Source organism: Pseudomonas sp. Irchel s3a10 (genome assembly GCF_900187525.1).
Taxonomy (GTDB): domain Bacteria; phylum Pseudomonadota; class Gammaproteobacteria; order Pseudomonadales; family Pseudomonadaceae; genus Aquipseudomonas; species Aquipseudomonas koreensis_G.
In genome coordinates this window covers 148,464-164,104 of sequence record NZ_FYDR01000007.1, presented here as the reverse complement: position 1 = coordinate 164,104, position 15,641 = coordinate 148,464, and the positions used below count along the sequence as shown (strand labels likewise).

The window sequence follows — 15,641 nt, the reverse complement described above, 5'->3', positions numbered from 1 at the left end:
ATAAAACCCAGCTGCGGAGCTTTGCCTGATGTCTGCCGAACTTCCCGAAATCGACTGTGACGTTTTGGTCGTCGGCTCCGGTGCCGCCGGTTTATCCACCGCGATCACTGCCGCGTGGCACGGACTGAAGGTCATCGTGGTTGAAAAAGATCCGGTGTTCGGTGGTGCTACTGCGTGGTCCGGCGGCTGGGCATGGGTGCCGTGCAATCCGCTGGCTCGGCGCGCCGGCATCGTCGAAGACGTCGAGCAACCGCGCACGTACCTGCGCCATGAACTCGGCGAGCATTACGACCCGGCAATGGTCGACGCTTTCCTCACTGCCGGGCCGCACATGGTGGCGTTTTTCGAACAGCACACTGCTCTGCAATTTGCCGACGGCAACGCTATTGCCGACATTCATGGCGATACGCCCGGCGCGGGCACGGGCGGTCGCTCGGTCATCGCGGCGCCTTACGACGGACGAAAAGTCGGACGCCTGCTCAGGCGCCTGCGTACAACGATGCGCGAAACGTCCTTCATGGGCATGCCGATCATGGCCGGCGCCGACCTTTCGGCGTTCCTCAATCTCAGCCGATCATTGAAAGCCGCGTGGCACGTAACCCGTCGCTTTACCCGACATCTGCTGGATCTCGCGCTACACGGCCGGGCCATGCAATTGGTCAACGGAGTGGCGCTGGTCGCAAGGCTGGCGAAGTCCGCCGAGGACCTTGGCGTCTTGCTTTGGGAGTCGGCACCCGTGACCGAACTGCTGCACGATGAAGCAGGGGTTTGCGGCGCAATGGTCAGCAGCGCCAAAGGCCCGATCCGCATTCATGCACGCAAAGCCGTGGTGCTGGCCGCCGGCGGATTCGCCAACGACGTCGAGCGGCGCAAGGCCTTGTTTCCGCGCACGCCCACGGGTCATGAACACTGGGTGCTGCCGCCGCTGGCGGTGAACGGCGATGGCCTGCGCCTCGGCGAAAGCGTCGGCGCCACGGTCAACACCGACATGGCGTCGCCCGTGGCCTGGGCGCCGGTCTCGCAAGTGCCACATGCCGACGGCAGCATCGGCCATTTCCCGCACATCATCGAACGCGGCAAACCGGGAATCATCGGCGTACTGCGCAACGGCCAGCGCTTCGTCAACGAGGCCAACGGTTACTACGACTACGTCAGCGCCATGATCGCCGCCACGCCTGAAGGCGAAGAAGTCGCCTCGTGGCTGATCTGCAGCCGCGCCTTTCAACGGCGATATGGCCTGGGCATGTCGCGGCCATTTCCCGTTCCGGTGTCAGGGTTTATCCGCAGCGGCTATCTGAAAACCGGCAACACCCTTGAAGAATTGGCCAGCGCCTGCGGCATCGATCCCGGCGGATTACGCCGCACGGTGGATCACTACAACCTGCAGGCTCGCCTTGGCGACGATCCGTTGTTCGGTCGCGGTTCCACGTCCTACAACCGCAAACAGGGCGATCCGGCGAACCTTCCCAACCCTTGCGTTGCCCCAATAGAGGCCGGCCCGTTCTATGCCGTGAAAGTCCAACCGGGCTGCTTCGGCACCTTTGCCGGGCTCAAGGTCAACCCGCAGGCGCAAGTGCTCGATGCCCATGCCCAGCCCATCGCCGGGCTCTACGCCGCCGGCGGTGACATGGCCAGCATCATGGGCGGGCACTATCCGGCGGGCGGAATCAACCTCGGCCCGGCGCTGACTTTCGGCTACATCGCCGCCCGGCATATCGCCGACATCACTGCTTTCGAACAGGAGATCGACCATGCAGCACATCGTTAACGCCCAGGGTTTGAACATGCCGAAACTCGGCCTCGGCACCTGGCCGATGCTCGGCGACGAATGCACCCGTGCCGTCGAGCAGGCACTGGAACTCGGCTACCGGCACATCGACACGGCAGCGGCCTACAACAACGAAGACGCGGTCGGACAAGCATTGGCGAACACACCGACACCCCGCGAGCAGATTCATGTCACCACCAAGGTCTGGTGGGACCAGTTGCAACCCGACGCCATGCGCCACTCGATGGAACGAAGCCTCAAGGCTTTGCGCAGCGAGTACGTCGACCTGTTCATGATCCACTGGCCGAGTACCGATTGGGATCTGCCGCGCACTCTCGACACGTTGGCCTCGTTCAAGGAACAGGGTCTGGCGCGCAACATCGGTGTGGCGAATTTTCCTCTGCCGCTGCTGCGCACAGTTGTCGAGGAATATGGAATTGCGCTGTCAGCCATTCAGGTCGAGTACCACGTCCTCCTCGGCCAGAACGCCCTGCTCGACTACACGCGCCAACACGACCTGGCGCTGACCGCCTACACACCGCTGGCGCGCAACAAGGTCTCGGACATTGCGCAGATTCAGCAGATCGCGAAAAAACACCGTGTGCTACCGACTCAGGTGGCGTTGAAATGGCTGCTGGATCAGCCCAACGTCGCGGCGATTCCCAAGGCCAGCAGCCGGGCCAATCAACTGGCGAATCTGGCTTCGCTGCAGGTTGAGCTGGACGCTGAAGACCGCGCACTGATCGCCGCCCTGCCGAAGAATCAGCGTCAGGTCAGCCCGGATTTCGCCCCGGTGTGGGATGCCTTTGATCGCTGACACACAGTGCGAAAGGAGAAATCCGTCAACGGATTGAATTAGTCGCCCACACGCTCGTCAATAACAGGCCCGCCCTCGTCACCCGAGGCCGGGCCTGTTTGCGTGTACGCCAATAGACGGACGACCGGACTGGCGCCACACTCCCACACAAGCAACACTCATCACCACGAACAGAAAAGAGGATTCCCACATGCTATGGAAAAAAGGCCGACGCAGTGACAACGTCGTCGATGCCCGTGGCGATGATAGCGGCGGCGGTGGTGGTGGCATGCGGTTCGGTGGCGGCAAAGGCCTTAGCCTGGGAGCGATCCTGCTGATCGTCGGCATCGGCTGGATCACCGGACAGGATCCGTTGCAGATCCTCGGCCAGCTCACCGGGCAAATGACCGAACAATCGGCACCGGCCTCGACGCAAACCCGTCAGGCGCCACCGGTCAACGACCAGCAGGCCGAATTCGTGCGTTCGATCCTCGGCGATACCGAAGACACCTGGGGTGCGATTTTCCAGCAGGCCGGGCGCCAATATAAGGATCCGACCCTGGTGCTGTTCAGCAACCGGGTGAATTCCGCCTGCGGGCTGGCGACTTCGGCGACCGGCCCGTTCTATTGCCCGGCGGATCAGAAAGTCTATCTGGACATGGCGTTCTTTCAGGAAATGGCCCAGCGCTTCAAGGCCGCCGGCGACTTCGCCCAGGCCTACGTGATCGCGCACGAAGTCGGCCACCATGTGCAGACGCTGCTCGGCGTCTCGGCGAAAATTCAGACGGCTCGTCAGCAAGGTCGGCAAATGGAAGGCGACGGCGGTTTGCTGGTGCGTCAGGAACTGCAGGCCGACTGCCTCGCCGGCGTCTGGGCCTACAACGCGCAGAAGCGTTTGAACTGGCTGGAACCGGGCGATATCGAAGAAGCCTTGAACGCGGCCAACGCCATCGGTGATGATCGCCTGCAACAACAGGGTCAGGGCCGTGTGGTGCCGGACTCGTTTACCCATGGCACGTCGGCGCAAAGGGTGCGCTGGTTCAAAACCGGATTCGCTCAAGGCCAGGTCGGCCAGTGCGATACCTTCGCGGCGAAAAACCTGTAAATGCGCAAATGGCTTTTGGCTTTACTGATCATCGGCGGCAGCGCGCACGCGGCGGGCGTCGATGCCATCAGCTCCGGGCGTCTGCAATTCAAGGCCGGCGAAATGGCCGTGGGCATCGGCCCGGCGCCGGAAAAGATCGAACGGGTGCTGATCGTCATTCACGGTCGTCTGCGCAACGCCGAGACCTATCGCAAGAGTGCCGAGCGCGCCACCGAATTGGCCGGGCAAACCGCGCACACGCTGGTGATCGCGCCGCAGTTTCTCAATGAAAGCGACGTCGCCCTTTACTCCCTGCCCAACACCTTGCTGCGCTGGAACGGCAACGAGTGGATGGGCGGCGGGTTATCCACAGGGCCGAATCCGCTGAGTTCCTACGCCGCGCTGGATGAAATCGTCGCCCGTGTCAGCGACCGCAAGCAGTTTCCGGACGTGCAGCAGATCGTGATTTTCGGCCATTCCGGTGGCGGTCAAGTGGTGCAGCGTTATGCCCTGCTGGCCAAGGAGCAACCGGCGCTGAAGGCTAACGGCATTCGCCTGCGGTACGTGGTGGCCAATCCGTCGTCGTACGCTTATTTCAACGAACAACGGCCGGTGGCGTTCGATCATGCACAGTGTCCGGGATTCAATCGCTGGAAGTACGGGCTGGCAGACATGCCGGTCTACGCCGGTGGGCAAACGCCGTTGCAGCTTGAGAGCAGTTACATCAAACGCGAAGTGATTTATCTGCTGGGGCAGCAGGACACCGACCCGCAGCACCCGGCGCTGGACAAGAGTTGCGCCGCCGAGGCGCAGGGCGCGTATCGGCTGGAGCGCGGCAAACTGTTTTTCGGCTACCTGCTGCGCCGCCATCCGGAAGGGGTCAATCAGCGGCTGGTTGAAGTGCCCGGGGTCGGGCATGACGGCGATGGGATGTTGACGTCGCCGGAGGGGCTGAAAGCGCTGTTTGATCAGTAATTCTTGCGCTGGCCGTTCTGGCCTCTTCGCGAGCAAGCCCGCTCCCACATTTGGAATGCATTCCCCTGTGGGAGCGAGCTTGCTCGCGAAGGCAATCTGACAGGCACCGAAGATCTCAGGCCAAAAGCATCCGCCGCAACTCGACACAATCCTGCGCATGCCAATCCGTCAGCTCCGGCCACGGGTTGTCCGGCAGATTCACCAGCACTGTCCGCGCCCCGGCCGCTCGCCCGCAATCCAGATCGAAGCGGTAATCACCGACCATCACCATCTCGCTGGCCGGCACGCTCCAGGCCTCGGCCAGTTTCAGCAACCCGCCGGGATGCGGCTTCGGCGGTGCTTCATCACGGCCCAGCACATCGTCCACGGCGAAACAGTCGGCCAGGCCAATTGCGTCAAGCGTCACATGCGCCAGCTCCCGTGCATTGCGCGTCAGGATGCCGAGCCGATAACCGCGCCCGTGCAGGTCGCGCACCAGCTCCACCGCACCCACCGCCGGTTTTGAACCCAGCGCCAGATCGCGCTCATGCTCCAGCAACCACGCGTGTTTCGCTGCGGCTTCATCAGCAGGCAGCGCCGCGAGATGGGTGAGAATGTCGTCCTCGGGAGGAATTGCCAGCGCCACGCGGATCGCCGCAAAGTCATGCACGGCGATGGTCAGGGTGCCGTCCATGTCGAACACCCAGTGCTTCACATCGCTCAGGCTCATGCCCAGTCCTTGCGGTGACGAATCAGGCCTTCCTGGGTCACCGACGCCACCAGTTGCCCGGCGCGGTTGTACACGCTGCCACGGGAGAAACCCCGGGAATTGCCGGCCCACGGGCTGTCCATCGCGTAGAGCAACCAGTCATCGGCGCGCAGATCGTTGTGGAACCACAACGCGTGATCAAGGCTGGCGACCTGCATGTCTTTCTGCCAGACCGACTTGCCGTGGGGCAGCATCGAGGTGGTCAGCAAGCCGAAGTCCGAGGCGTAGGCCAGCAGGTATTTGTGCAGCGCCGGAATGTCGGCCAGTGCACCGTCGGCACGGAACCACACATACTTCACCGGATCGGCGGGCTGCGGGTTATACGGGTCTTTTTCAGTGACCGGGCGCACTTCGATCGGCTTCGGGCACAGCAGTTTTTCGCGCATGTGCTCGGGGATCAGGTGCGCACGTTGCTGGGTCAGTTCCAGCTCCGACGGCAGGTTTTCCGGGCCGACCACCACTGGCATCTGGCTCTGGTGCTCGAAGCCTGCCTCGTCATATTGAAACGACGCGCTGCAGGTAAAGATCGGGTGCCCCTTCTGAATGGCCGTGACCCGCCGGGTGCTGAAACTGCCGCCGTCACGCACGCGATCTACCGAGTACACCACCGGCAACTTGGCGTCGCCCGGGCGCAAAAAATAGCCGTGCATCGAATGCACATGACGCGCCTCTTCAACCGTCTGACTGGCCGCCGACAGCGACTGACCGAGCACCTGGCCACCGAACAACTGACGGAAACCCAAGTCCTGGCTGCGGCCACGGAACAGGTTTTCCTCGATCGGCTCCAGGGTCAGCAGGTCGACCAGATCTTCCAACACTTGGCTCATTCAGACTCTCCTCACACAACGCTATGCCGCGCAGTCTTGGCTGCGGCGGCCCATTCAGGTTCTGGCGCGAGCCATTGTCGCGCCATTGTAAACGTCCGTGTCGGCTTAGCCATGCAAGGTCTGCAGCCATTGCTCCCGGGTGATGCGGTACAACAGATGCCGACGCAACGGGTGATCGACGGCAAGTTTGGGGTGATCGAAATCATCGGCCGGATCGTGATGCATGCCAATCGCCTGCATGACTTTCTCCGAGGGCAGATTGCTCTGGGCGGTGAAAGACACGATTTCCTTCAGCGACAACCGGTCAAAGCCGCAACGCAGAGCGGTCCAGGCCGCTTCACTGGCATAGCCCAGGCCCCAATGCTCGCGGGCCAGACGCCAGCCGATTTCCACCGCCGGGGTGAATGGGGCATCGAAACCGACCACACCCAGACCAGTGAAACCGATGAACTCACCGCTGTCCTTGCGCTCCAGCGCCCATAATCCGAAACCGTGTTCGGCAAAATGTCCGCGCACCCGCCCAATGAGCGATGCACTTTCCAGACGGCTCAAGGGCTGTGGAAAGTAACGCATGACCTGCGGATCGGCACACATCGCCGCAAATGCCGGCAAATCCTCGTCCTGCCATTGGCGCAGCAGCAATCGTGCACTTTCCAGTTGCAGTATCGGCTCCATCGTGCCCCTCCGTTTCCATGCCGCAAGTCTACATCGCTGGTAGGATCCTTCACTCTTTCCATCGTTCCTACATGAAGTCGCCATGCCACTGCCGCTGATCTATCACGAAGACTACAGCCCCGAGTTTCCGGCGGATCACCGCTTTCCAATGGACAAGTTCCGCTTGCTGCGCGATCACCTGGTCGACAGCGGCCTGACCCGCGACGCCGACCTGCTGCGTCCCGAGATCTGCCCCAACGACATCCTCGCCCTCGCCCATGACCGTCGCTATATCGAACGCTACATGAGCGGCGAGTTGTCCCGCGAAGACCAGCGGCGCCTCGGCCTGCCGTGGAACGAAGCCCTGGCGCGGCGCACGGTACGGGCGGTCGGCGGCTCGATTCTGGCGGCAGAAAAAGCCCTGGAGCACGGTCTGGCCTGTCACCTCGCCGGCGGCACCCATCACGCCCACTACGACTACCCGGCCGGGTTCTGCATTTTCAACGACCTAGCGATCATCAGCCATTACCTGCTGCAAAGCGGCCGGGTGAACCGGGTGCTGATCTTCGATTGCGACGTGCATCAGGGCGATGGCACCGCGCGGATCCTGCATGACACCCCGGAGGCGATCACCGTTTCCCTGCATTGCGAAAAGAATTTTCCTGCACGCAAGGCCGAAAGCGACTGGGACATTCCGCTGCCCAAAGGCATGGGCGATGGCGACTATCTGAAGGTGGTGGATGACACCCTCAACTACCTGCTGCCGCTGTATCAACCGGACCTGGTGCTGTACGACGCCGGGGTCGATGTGCACAAGGACGACGCACTCGGTTATCTGCAGCTGACAGACGAAGGCGTCGCCGCCCGCGATGAAAGCGTGATGCGCCATTGCCTGGGCCGCGACATCCCGGTAGTCGGCGTGATCGGCGGCGGCTACAGCAAGGATCGCCACGCCCTCGCCCGCCGCCACGGCATCCTCCATCACAGCGCGCAACGGGTCTGGACGTCACACGGTTGTCACTAAGCTGTGCTGCGTTACCCACAATGGCTGTGGAACGGCCTGTGGATAACCTGAGCGAAAGGGACTACAGGCCATATCGAACATGGCCTGCAGCACGATGGTTATTTTTTAACCACATACTGAATTCACCTCGATCTCTTTGTAGGAGTGAGCCTGCTCGCGATGGCGGACCAACATTCAGCACTTATGTCGCCTGATAAACCGCCATCGCGAGCAGGCTCACTCCTACAAAGGTCTGCGCTGTTAGAATGCGCGCCTTATCCCGCCATACCGCAGCGCACGCCATGACCCAGACCTCCGCCCCCTTCCCCGCTCACGTCGCCATCATTGGCGGTGGCCCCGCCGGCCTGATGGCCGCCGAAGTGCTGAGCCAGGCCGGCGTGCGCGTCGATCTGTACGACGGCATGCCCTCGGTGGGGCGCAAGTTCCTGCTGGCCGGGGTTGGCGGCATGAACATCACCCACTCCGAGCCTTACCCGGCATTCCTCGCGCGCTACGCCGAACGCGCGCCGCAGATCGCGCCCTTGCTGCGCGGCTTCGACGCCGACGCGTTGTGCCGCTGGATTCATGATCTGGGTATCGAAACCTTTATCGGCAGCTCCGGCCGGGTGTTCCCCACCGACATGAAAGCCGCGCCGCTGCTGCGCGCCTGGCTCAAGCGCCTGCGCGACAGTGGCGTGGTTATCCACACCCGTCATCGCTGGATCGGCTGGGATGAACACGGTGCACTGCGCATCAGCAGCCCCGACGGCGAAATCACCGTCAAACCCGACACCACCCTGCTCGCCCTCGGCGGCGGCAGCTGGTCGCGCCTGGGTTCGGATGGCGCGTGGATACTGCCTCTGGAGCAAAAAGGCGTTGGACTGGCGCCCTTGCAGCCGAGCAATTGCGGATTCGAGGTGCAGGCCTGGAGCGAATTGCTTGTCAGCAAATTTGCCGGCGCACCGCTGAAAAATGTCGCCATCGGTTTGAACGACGACGTGCCACGCTTGGGCGAATGCGTGATCACCGCGACCGGGGTTGAAGGCAGCCTGATCTACGCGCTGTCGGCGCAGATTCGCGAGGCGATCAATGCGTATGGCTCAGCCACGGTGCACATCGATCTGTTGCCCGGCCGACCTGTGGATAAATTGCAGGCAGCGTTGAGCAAACCGCGCGGCTCGCGTTCGATGGCCAAGCATCTGCACAGTCAGGTTGGGATTGATGGGGTGAAAGCGGCGTTGTTGCGGGAATTGACTGACGCGGCAACCTTCGCTGATCCGACGTTGTTGGCGCGGGCGATCAAGGCGTTGCCGCTGACATTGGTGAAAGCGCGGCCCCTGGACGAAGCCATCAGCAGCGCCGGTGGCGTGACGTTTGAGGCGATGGACGAGCGCTTGATGCTCAAGGCGTTGCCGGGGGTGTTTTGTGCGGGGGAGATGCTGGATTGGGAGGCGCCAACTGGCGGGTATCTGCTGACGGCGTGTTTTGCCAGCGGGCGTGCGGCGGGATTGGCAATGTTGGAGTGGTTGCAGAGTAAGGGCTGAAGACCGCGGCGCGCCCTTCGCGAGCAAGCCCGCTCCCACAGGAGGTCTGCATTTCACTGAAGACCAATGTGGGAGCGGGCTTGCTCGCGAAGGCGCCTCTACAGACGCCACATCACATCACGGCTTGCGCTTGCGTGGCCCGGTATTGAACACCGGCACTTTACGCACAGGCTTGATCGACGGCTCCGGTGCCTGAGTGTCTCCACTGTCGACCCACTTGCCCAGATTGCGCTTGCCGCCACCGCCGCCGGACGTTTTCGGCTTTTTCGGTTTCTTCGGCTTCTTGATCACCTGACCGCTGGCATCGGTATCCGGCACGCGGTGCTCAGGTTCGAAGTCCGGCTCGTTCTGGCGCTTCAGGGTCTGACGCGTGAGCATCTCGATTGCGGAGAGCATGTTCACTTCATCGGCACACACCAGCGAAATCGCCTCGCCCGTCGCCCCGGCACGGCCGGTACGACCAATGCGGTGGATGTAATCCTCGGCCACGATCGGCAGGTCGAAGTTGACCACCAACGGCAGGTCTTCGATATCCAGACCACGGGCCGCGACATCGGTCGCCACCAGAATCTGCACTTCACTGAGTTTGAAACGATCCAGCGCACGCTGACGGGTAGCCTGCGGCTTGTCGCCGTGGATACCGTCGGCGTTCACACCGAGGCCTTGGAGTTTTTCCACCAGCGCGTCCACTCCATTGCGGGTTTTGGCAAACACCAGCACCTGCTTCCACTTGTTCTTGCGCATCAGGTGCACGAACAGTTCCGGCTTGCGCTTCTTGTCCACCGTCACCACCCACTGCTTGACGGTGTTGGCCGCGACGTTGCGCGGGCTGACTTCAATACTCAGCGGATCGTTGAGCATCTGGCCGGCCAGCAGTCGGATGTCATCGGAGAAGGTCGCGGAGAACAACAACGTCTGGCGCTTCTTCGGCAACGCACGGTAGATGTTCGCCAGCTCTTCGGAGAAGCCGAGGTCGAGCATGCGGTCGGCTTCGTCGAGCACCAGGGTTTGCAACTGATTGAATTTCAGCGCGTTCTGACGGAACAGGTCGAGCAGACGGCCCGGTGTCGCCACCAGCAGATCGACGCCGCCGCGCAGCTTCATCATTTGCGGGTTGATGCTGACGCCGCCGTACACCGCATAAGTGCGCAGTGGCACATTTTCGGCGTACTGGCGCACGGATTCGTGCACCTGCTCGGCGAGTTCGCGGGTCGGCACCAGAATCAGCGCGCGAACCGAGTTGGCGGTGACTTTCGGCCCTTCCATGGCCAGCAACTGCAGCAGCGGCAAGGCGAAACCGGCGGTCTTGCCGGTGCCGGTCTGGGCCGCAGCCATCAGGTCGCGACCGGCCAGCACGGCCGGAATGGCTTGCGCCTGAACCGGCGTTGGAGTCTGGTAGCCGAGCGTCTCGAGGGAGCGCAGCAAGGGTTCGATCAGGCCAAGGGTGGCGAAAGTCATGGGAGTACCGTAGGAAAATTCAGCGCAATTGTGCGACACGAGTGTGCAATGGCGCGCAGTTTACCCTAATTCACACGCTGTTATGCTGGAACGGCGGTCTTCGGTGGCTCAGCGACGAGCGGCTGCGCCGGCCGCCGCCACTGCGGCAGACCGATCAGCACCACGGCACTGATGATCACCAGCATCGCCAGCGCTTCTTCCATGCCGATGGTCTCGCCGACAAACACGATCCCCAGCAACACCGCCACCGCCGGGTTGACGTAGGCATAGCTGGTGGCCGCCGCCGGACGCACGTGTTTGAGCAGGTACATGTAGGAATTGAAAGCGATGATCGAGCCGAAGAAGATCAGATAACCCAGGGCCAGCCAGCCTTCCACCGGCGGCATGGCTTGCAGGTGCTCGCCGCTCACTGCGCTGCCGATCAACAGCACCACGCCGCCCACCAGCATCTCCACGGCACTGGCCATCGCCCCTTGCGGCAGCGGCAGGTGCTTGCTCCACACCGAACCGAACGCCCAGGTCGCCGCCGCAAAAATCAACAGCGCCGCGCCCATCGGACTCGATTGCAGGTTGGAACCCATGTTGAGCATGGCGATGCCGACAATCCCCAACGCCACCCCGGCCCACTCCAGGCGCGTATTGCGCGCGCCCCAGAAATACCCGAAGAGCAACGTGAACAACGGCACCGTCGCCACCGCCAGTGCCGCCACGCCGGAAGCCACCCCCGTGTGCTCGGCGACACTGACCGCGCCGTTACCGAAGCTGAGCAACAGAATCCCGATGATCCCCGCCGCTTTCCACTGCGCCCAGGTCGGCGCCGGTGCCCCGCGCCAGCGCAGGAAGGCGTACATCAGGCTGCCGGCAATCACGAAGCGCACCCCGCCAAGCATCAGCGGTGGCCAGTATTCGACGCCGAGGCGGATCACCAGATACGTCGATCCCCAAATCACATACAGCGCGAAAAACGCGGCGATCAACGGCAAGGAAAAACGGCGCAAGGCAGGCATGGGCAGCTCGACAGTCAGAGGCAGGGTGTGAATTATTCTAGAAAGGCCGGCGAGCAAAAATAAGCTACAAAACCTGTTTATCGAGCCAGTACACTTTTGAAACAACGGAGATCGACGGGATAAACCGCGATTTCGAAAGTCTGGCAATTTCAGGAGTCCGGCCTTGGACAAATACGACCGCATGCTGCTCAGCGCCCTGTTGGAAAACGGTCGCGCGTCCTACGCCGATCTCGCGCGCAAGGTGAACCTGTCCGCCCCGGCAGTGGCCGAGCGCGTGGCCAAGCTTGAAGCAGCCGGAGTGATCACCGGGTATCAGGCGAACATCGACCTGTCGAAAATCGGCTTGCCGATCCAGTGCATGATCGAATTGCGCCTGCACCAGAACGGCAGCCAGAAGGTCTACGACGAACTGGTAAAAATCCCGCAGTTGACCGAATGCTTTCGAGTGACAGGGGATCCGTGCGTGATGATGAAGGGTGCGGTGGGTTCGATGACGGAGCTGGAAGAGCTGATCAATCGCGTGGCGAAGTTCGGCTTCAGCAAGACCTCGATTGTGTTGTCGAGCGCAATCGAGAAGCGCGTGCCGCTGAGCCACATCGAAGGTAACGGTAAATAGTCAGGAATTCAGAAGTTCCAAATGTGGGAGCGGGCTTGCTCGCGAAGAGGGAATGTCAGACAACATATTTGCCGAATGACACACCGTTTTCGCGAGCAAACCCGCTCCCACAGGGGATTTTTGGTGACTTCGAGATCAGCGGTAGCGCAGCAGGTGTTCGCTGACTTTCGCGGCCGGGACTTTCTGCAGTTTGCACAGCAGATCATGGTTCAGCTCCCGCACCCCATGCTTGTGCCGCAGTTCTTCCGCCAGATGCGCCATCAGATTGGCTGCCATCTCGGCATCCGCCATCGCCCTGTGCGCCTGGCCGGTGTGCGGCAGGCGAGCGAACGTGGTGAGCGTGCCGAGCTTGTGATTCGGAGCCGCCGGCATCAGGCGCCGGGCCAGCAGCAACGAACAGGCGAAATTCTGCAGACGGGTGCGTTTGATCCGTCCAAGCTCGAAGTCCCAAAACTTCTGGTCGAACGAGGCATTGTGCGCGACCAGTGGCGTGCAGCCGACGAATTCGTTGACCTCTTCCATCACCCGCTCTGCCGGCGGCGCGCTGCGCAGCATGGCGTTGCTGATGCCGGTCAGTTGTTCGATGAACGCTGGAACGCGGACGCCGGCGTTCATCAGGCTCTGGTAACGCTCGACGATACGGCCGTTTTCCAGCATGACCACGGCGATTTCCGTGGCGCGACAGCTGCTGTTCGGCGACAGGCCGGTGGTTTCAAAGTCGATGACTGCAATGCGTTCCAAACCGGGTTCAACTCCGTACAAAAATCAATTTTTGAGCAACAGCGCGCCTTCAATTGGCACATAACGGCTGGCAGCGCGGATCAGCGAGTTGGCGGTCAGGCCCGGCACGCCGTAGGCCACTGCCTGTACGCCGTGCTTGCTGATGATGCGTTCGAGCAGCATGTCGAAATCACCGTCACCGGAGGCCAGGACGATTTCGTCGACATGGTCGGCGGCGTCCATGATGTCGAGGGTGATGCCCACGTCCCAGTCGCCCTTGGCCGAGCCGTCGCTGCGCTGGATATAGGGTTTGAGCTTCACGGTGAAACCGAGGTTGCGCAGGATCTGCTGGAACTGCTGCTGCTTGCTGTCGCCACGGTCGATGGCATAGGCATAGGCCTCGACGATCTGCCCTTGCTTGCTAATGTCAGCCCACAGCGCGGCGTAGTTGAAATGGCAACCATAGGCCTGACGCACGGTGTAGTAGAGGTTCTGCACGTCGGCGAACACTGCGATTTTTTTCACCGGAATTCCTGTGAGCGCGCGAGCGCACGAAGCGGAATCAGGCACCAGGCCCGAAAAAGGCGCTCAGTATGCCAGCCCACAGGAAGGTGGCGCGAATAATCGACCCACCACTCCGGACGGATGGTGGCTTGTGGCGAGGGGATTTATCCCCGATGGGCAGCGCAGCGGCCCCGAAAATGGGACTGCTGCGCACTCCATCGGGGATAAATCCCCTCACCACAGGTTTGATACTGGCGGCCTATCACTCAGACGAACGAATCGTCGTCATCAAAGAACGACGAGTTGTCATCGCTGTAGTCTGTATCGGTAAATCCGCCCTGGTCATTGCCAGTGAAACCGTTATCGGCCACACGCTGGTCATTGCCCCAATCGTTGCCGCTCTGGTCAGCCACCTGCGCCGGCTCTTCCTTGATCACTTCAACGATTTCTTCAGGCTGCTGGTTGTGATGGAACAGGCTGCTGATGCCCTGCGCCAGCATCACGCCACCGGCCACGCCAGCGGCAGTTTTCAGGGCGCCGCCGAGGAAGCTGCTGCCCGCGGCCGGAGCGGCTTGCTGGGCGTAGTTCGGCGGCGGCGCAGCATAGTTCTGTTGTGGCGCTGGCGCACCGAAGTTCTGCTGCGGTGCCGGTTCACGCCAGCCACCGGTGGACGCCGGAGCGCTTTGGGTCGGCGCCGGACGCGAGTTGCCGCCGCCGAAGATGCTCGACAGGAAACCACCGCCGCCGCTTGGCGCCGGGGCCGCAGTCTGGGATTTGGACGCTTGCAGTTCAGCCTGCAACTGCTGGACTTGTCGGGTCAGTTGCTTGTTCTGTTCGTCGAGGCTCTTGATCGCCGCCTCTTGCACCAGAATCGCCTGGGTCATGAAATAACCTGCCGCCGGCTGGCGGGTCAGGTGTTCCTTGATCCGCGCCTCGGCCTGGGCGTCGCGCGGGGCTGCCTCCGTTTCGGCCTGTTGCAGCCGGGAAAACAGTCCATCGATCAGGGTTTGCTCTTCGCTGTTCATGGCGACCTCGTAGATTGCCGGGGATAACGTTGCCCGTGCCCACTGCGGACATGGCGCACCTCTGTAATGGAGGCAGTGACAGGATGTTTCAACGACCTTTACCGAATGTTTACGTTTGTGTCGGCCCGCGCGTCATCGGTTAAAGTGAGCCACTGTTTTCGACCTGCGATACCGACTGATGAATGCCTTCGATGTACTGCGCGACTCTCTGTATTTTTTCAAACGCCACCTGGTCAGCATCGTGCAGTTATGCCTGCCGCTGGTGATCTTCGAGGCCGTGCTGCAGCAAGTGGTGGATCGCGCCACTGACCCCGACGGTTTCTCCGCCGCCAGCGTGGTCGTCGGTCTGCTGGTGTATCCGCTGTACACCGCCGCGCTGATCCTGTTCCTCGACGCCCGCACCCGTGGCGACGCTCCGCGCAACCTCGACCTGCTGGCAATGTCCGTCCGCCTGTGGCCGCGCCTCGCCCTGCTCACGGCGCTCAATACCTTGCTGATTCTGCTGGGGTTGTCGCTGTACTTCCTGCCGGGCCTGATGCTGATGGTCATGCTCGCATTCGCTGAATACCTGCTGGTGCTGCGCGGGATGGGGCCGTTGCAGGCGATGAAGGAAAGCCTGCGCCTGACCCGTGGGCATTTCTGGCGGATCCTGCTGTGCATTCTGTGTGTGATGGGGCCGCTGTGGCTGCTCAAGGGTGCAACGCTGGCGGTGTACCCCGACCCGCAGAATCCGCTGATCGCGGTACTGATCGACAGTGCGCACAGTTTCCTGCAACTGTTCACCAGCGTGGTGCTGTTCCGCCTGTTCATGCTGATCAGCGAATTGCCTGACAAACGTAACGGAGCGGTCTGACCTCGCGGCCCTTGGGACAAGGGTCCGCGGTCGGGTATGCTCGGGATCACTTTTGTAAC

Annotated in this window: 16 protein-coding genes; 8 read left to right on the top strand and 8 right to left on the bottom strand. The window is 61.9% G+C overall.

Annotated features, from left to right (window positions below):
* Positions 1 to 28: 28 nt before the first annotated feature.
* From CKW11_RS21075 to CKW11_RS21060, 4 genes are all read left to right on the top strand, one after another.
* Positions 29 to 1,768 (top strand): FAD-dependent oxidoreductase, encoded by a 1,740-nt coding sequence (locus CKW11_RS21075; RefSeq protein WP_095139259.1) that lies wholly within the window; start codon positions 29 to 31, stop codon positions 1,766 to 1,768.
* Positions 1,752 to 2,585, top strand: coding sequence for an aldo/keto reductase (locus CKW11_RS21070; RefSeq protein WP_095139258.1), 834 nt, complete (start codon positions 1,752 to 1,754; stop codon positions 2,583 to 2,585). The genes CKW11_RS21075 and CKW11_RS21070 overlap by 17 nt, the downstream gene beginning before the upstream one ends.
* Positions 2,586 to 2,775: 190 nt before the next feature.
* Positions 2,776 to 3,669: a neutral zinc metallopeptidase gene (locus tag CKW11_RS21065; RefSeq protein WP_095139257.1), complete on the top strand. Its 894-nt coding sequence runs from the start codon at positions 2,776 to 2,778 to the stop codon at positions 3,667 to 3,669.
* A complete protein-coding gene (locus CKW11_RS21060; protein WP_095139256.1) occupies positions 3,670 to 4,623 on the top strand; it encodes an alpha/beta hydrolase in 954 nt (317 codons plus the stop codon). It begins immediately after the preceding gene.
* A gap of 115 nt (positions 4,624 to 4,738) precedes the next feature.
* Here CKW11_RS21060 and CKW11_RS21055 read toward each other — a convergent pair whose 3' ends face one another.
* From CKW11_RS21055 to CKW11_RS21045, 3 genes are all read right to left on the bottom strand, one after another.
* Positions 4,739 to 5,332 (bottom strand): HAD family hydrolase, encoded by a 594-nt coding sequence (locus tag CKW11_RS21055; RefSeq protein ID WP_095139255.1) that lies wholly within the window; start codon positions 5,330 to 5,332, stop codon positions 4,739 to 4,741.
* Positions 5,329 to 6,198, bottom strand: coding sequence for an acyl-CoA thioesterase II (gene tesB, locus CKW11_RS21050; RefSeq protein ID WP_003228466.1), 870 nt, complete (start codon positions 6,196 to 6,198; stop codon positions 5,329 to 5,331). Before tesB ends, CKW11_RS21055 begins: the two co-directional genes overlap by 4 nt.
* A gap of 105 nt (positions 6,199 to 6,303) precedes the next feature.
* The gene (locus CKW11_RS21045) at positions 6,304 to 6,873 is read right to left on the bottom strand and encodes a GNAT family N-acetyltransferase (RefSeq protein WP_095139254.1); all 570 of its coding nucleotides are present in this window, start codon (positions 6,871 to 6,873) and stop codon (positions 6,304 to 6,306) included.
* Positions 6,874 to 6,955: 82 nt separating this feature from the next.
* Between CKW11_RS21045 and CKW11_RS21040 the strand changes: the two genes are divergently transcribed.
* Positions 6,956 to 7,876: a histone deacetylase gene (locus CKW11_RS21040; protein WP_047296732.1), complete on the top strand. Its 921-nt coding sequence runs from the start codon at positions 6,956 to 6,958 to the stop codon at positions 7,874 to 7,876.
* 281 nt (positions 7,877 to 8,157) lie between these two features.
* Complete coding sequence (locus tag CKW11_RS21035) at positions 8,158 to 9,399, top strand: TIGR03862 family flavoprotein (RefSeq protein WP_095139252.1); 1,242 nt, start codon at positions 8,158 to 8,160, stop codon at positions 9,397 to 9,399.
* Positions 9,400 to 9,516: 117 nt separating this feature from the next.
* Here the strand turns inward: CKW11_RS21035 and CKW11_RS21030 are convergent, their stop codons facing one another.
* Both CKW11_RS21030 and yedA read right to left on the bottom strand, forming a co-directional pair.
* Positions 9,517 to 10,857 carry a DEAD/DEAH box helicase gene (locus tag CKW11_RS21030; protein ID WP_095139250.1) on the bottom strand — a complete coding sequence of 447 codons (1,341 nt, stop codon included), beginning with the start codon at positions 10,855 to 10,857 and terminating at the stop codon, positions 9,517 to 9,519.
* Between the two features lie 80 nt (positions 10,858 to 10,937).
* Positions 10,938 to 11,864 (bottom strand): drug/metabolite exporter YedA, encoded by a 927-nt coding sequence (gene yedA / locus CKW11_RS21025; protein WP_095139248.1) that lies wholly within the window; start codon positions 11,862 to 11,864, stop codon positions 10,938 to 10,940.
* A gap of 163 nt (positions 11,865 to 12,027) precedes the next feature.
* Here yedA and CKW11_RS21020 point away from each other — a divergent pair, with 163 nt between their 5' ends.
* Positions 12,028 to 12,480 carry an Lrp/AsnC family transcriptional regulator gene (locus CKW11_RS21020; protein ID WP_095139246.1) on the top strand — a complete coding sequence of 151 codons (453 nt, stop codon included), beginning with the start codon at positions 12,028 to 12,030 and terminating at the stop codon, positions 12,478 to 12,480.
* Positions 12,481 to 12,615: 135 nt separating this feature from the next.
* Here CKW11_RS21020 and CKW11_RS21015 read toward each other — a convergent pair whose 3' ends face one another.
* The 3 genes from CKW11_RS21015 to CKW11_RS21005 all read right to left on the bottom strand — a co-directional run bounded on the left by CKW11_RS21015 (position 12,616) and on the right by CKW11_RS21005 (position 14,729).
* A complete protein-coding gene (locus CKW11_RS21015; RefSeq protein ID WP_095139244.1) occupies positions 12,616 to 13,221 on the bottom strand; it encodes a PolC-type DNA polymerase III in 606 nt (201 codons plus the stop codon).
* A 24-nt stretch (positions 13,222 to 13,245) separates the two neighbouring features.
* Positions 13,246 to 13,725, bottom strand: a complete 480-nt coding sequence (locus CKW11_RS21010; RefSeq protein WP_007963710.1) for an NYN domain-containing protein — start codon at positions 13,723 to 13,725, stop codon at positions 13,246 to 13,248.
* A 245-nt stretch (positions 13,726 to 13,970) separates the two neighbouring features.
* On the bottom strand, positions 13,971 to 14,729 hold the full coding sequence (locus CKW11_RS21005; RefSeq protein WP_095139243.1) for a DUF2076 domain-containing protein: 759 nt from the start codon (positions 14,727 to 14,729) through the stop codon (positions 13,971 to 13,973).
* Between the two features lie 178 nt (positions 14,730 to 14,907).
* Between CKW11_RS21005 and CKW11_RS21000 the strand changes: the two genes are divergently transcribed.
* Positions 14,908 to 15,582 carry a YciC family protein gene (locus CKW11_RS21000; protein WP_095139241.1) on the top strand — a complete coding sequence of 225 codons (675 nt, stop codon included), beginning with the start codon at positions 14,908 to 14,910 and terminating at the stop codon, positions 15,580 to 15,582.
* Positions 15,583 to 15,641: the final 59 nt, after the last annotated feature.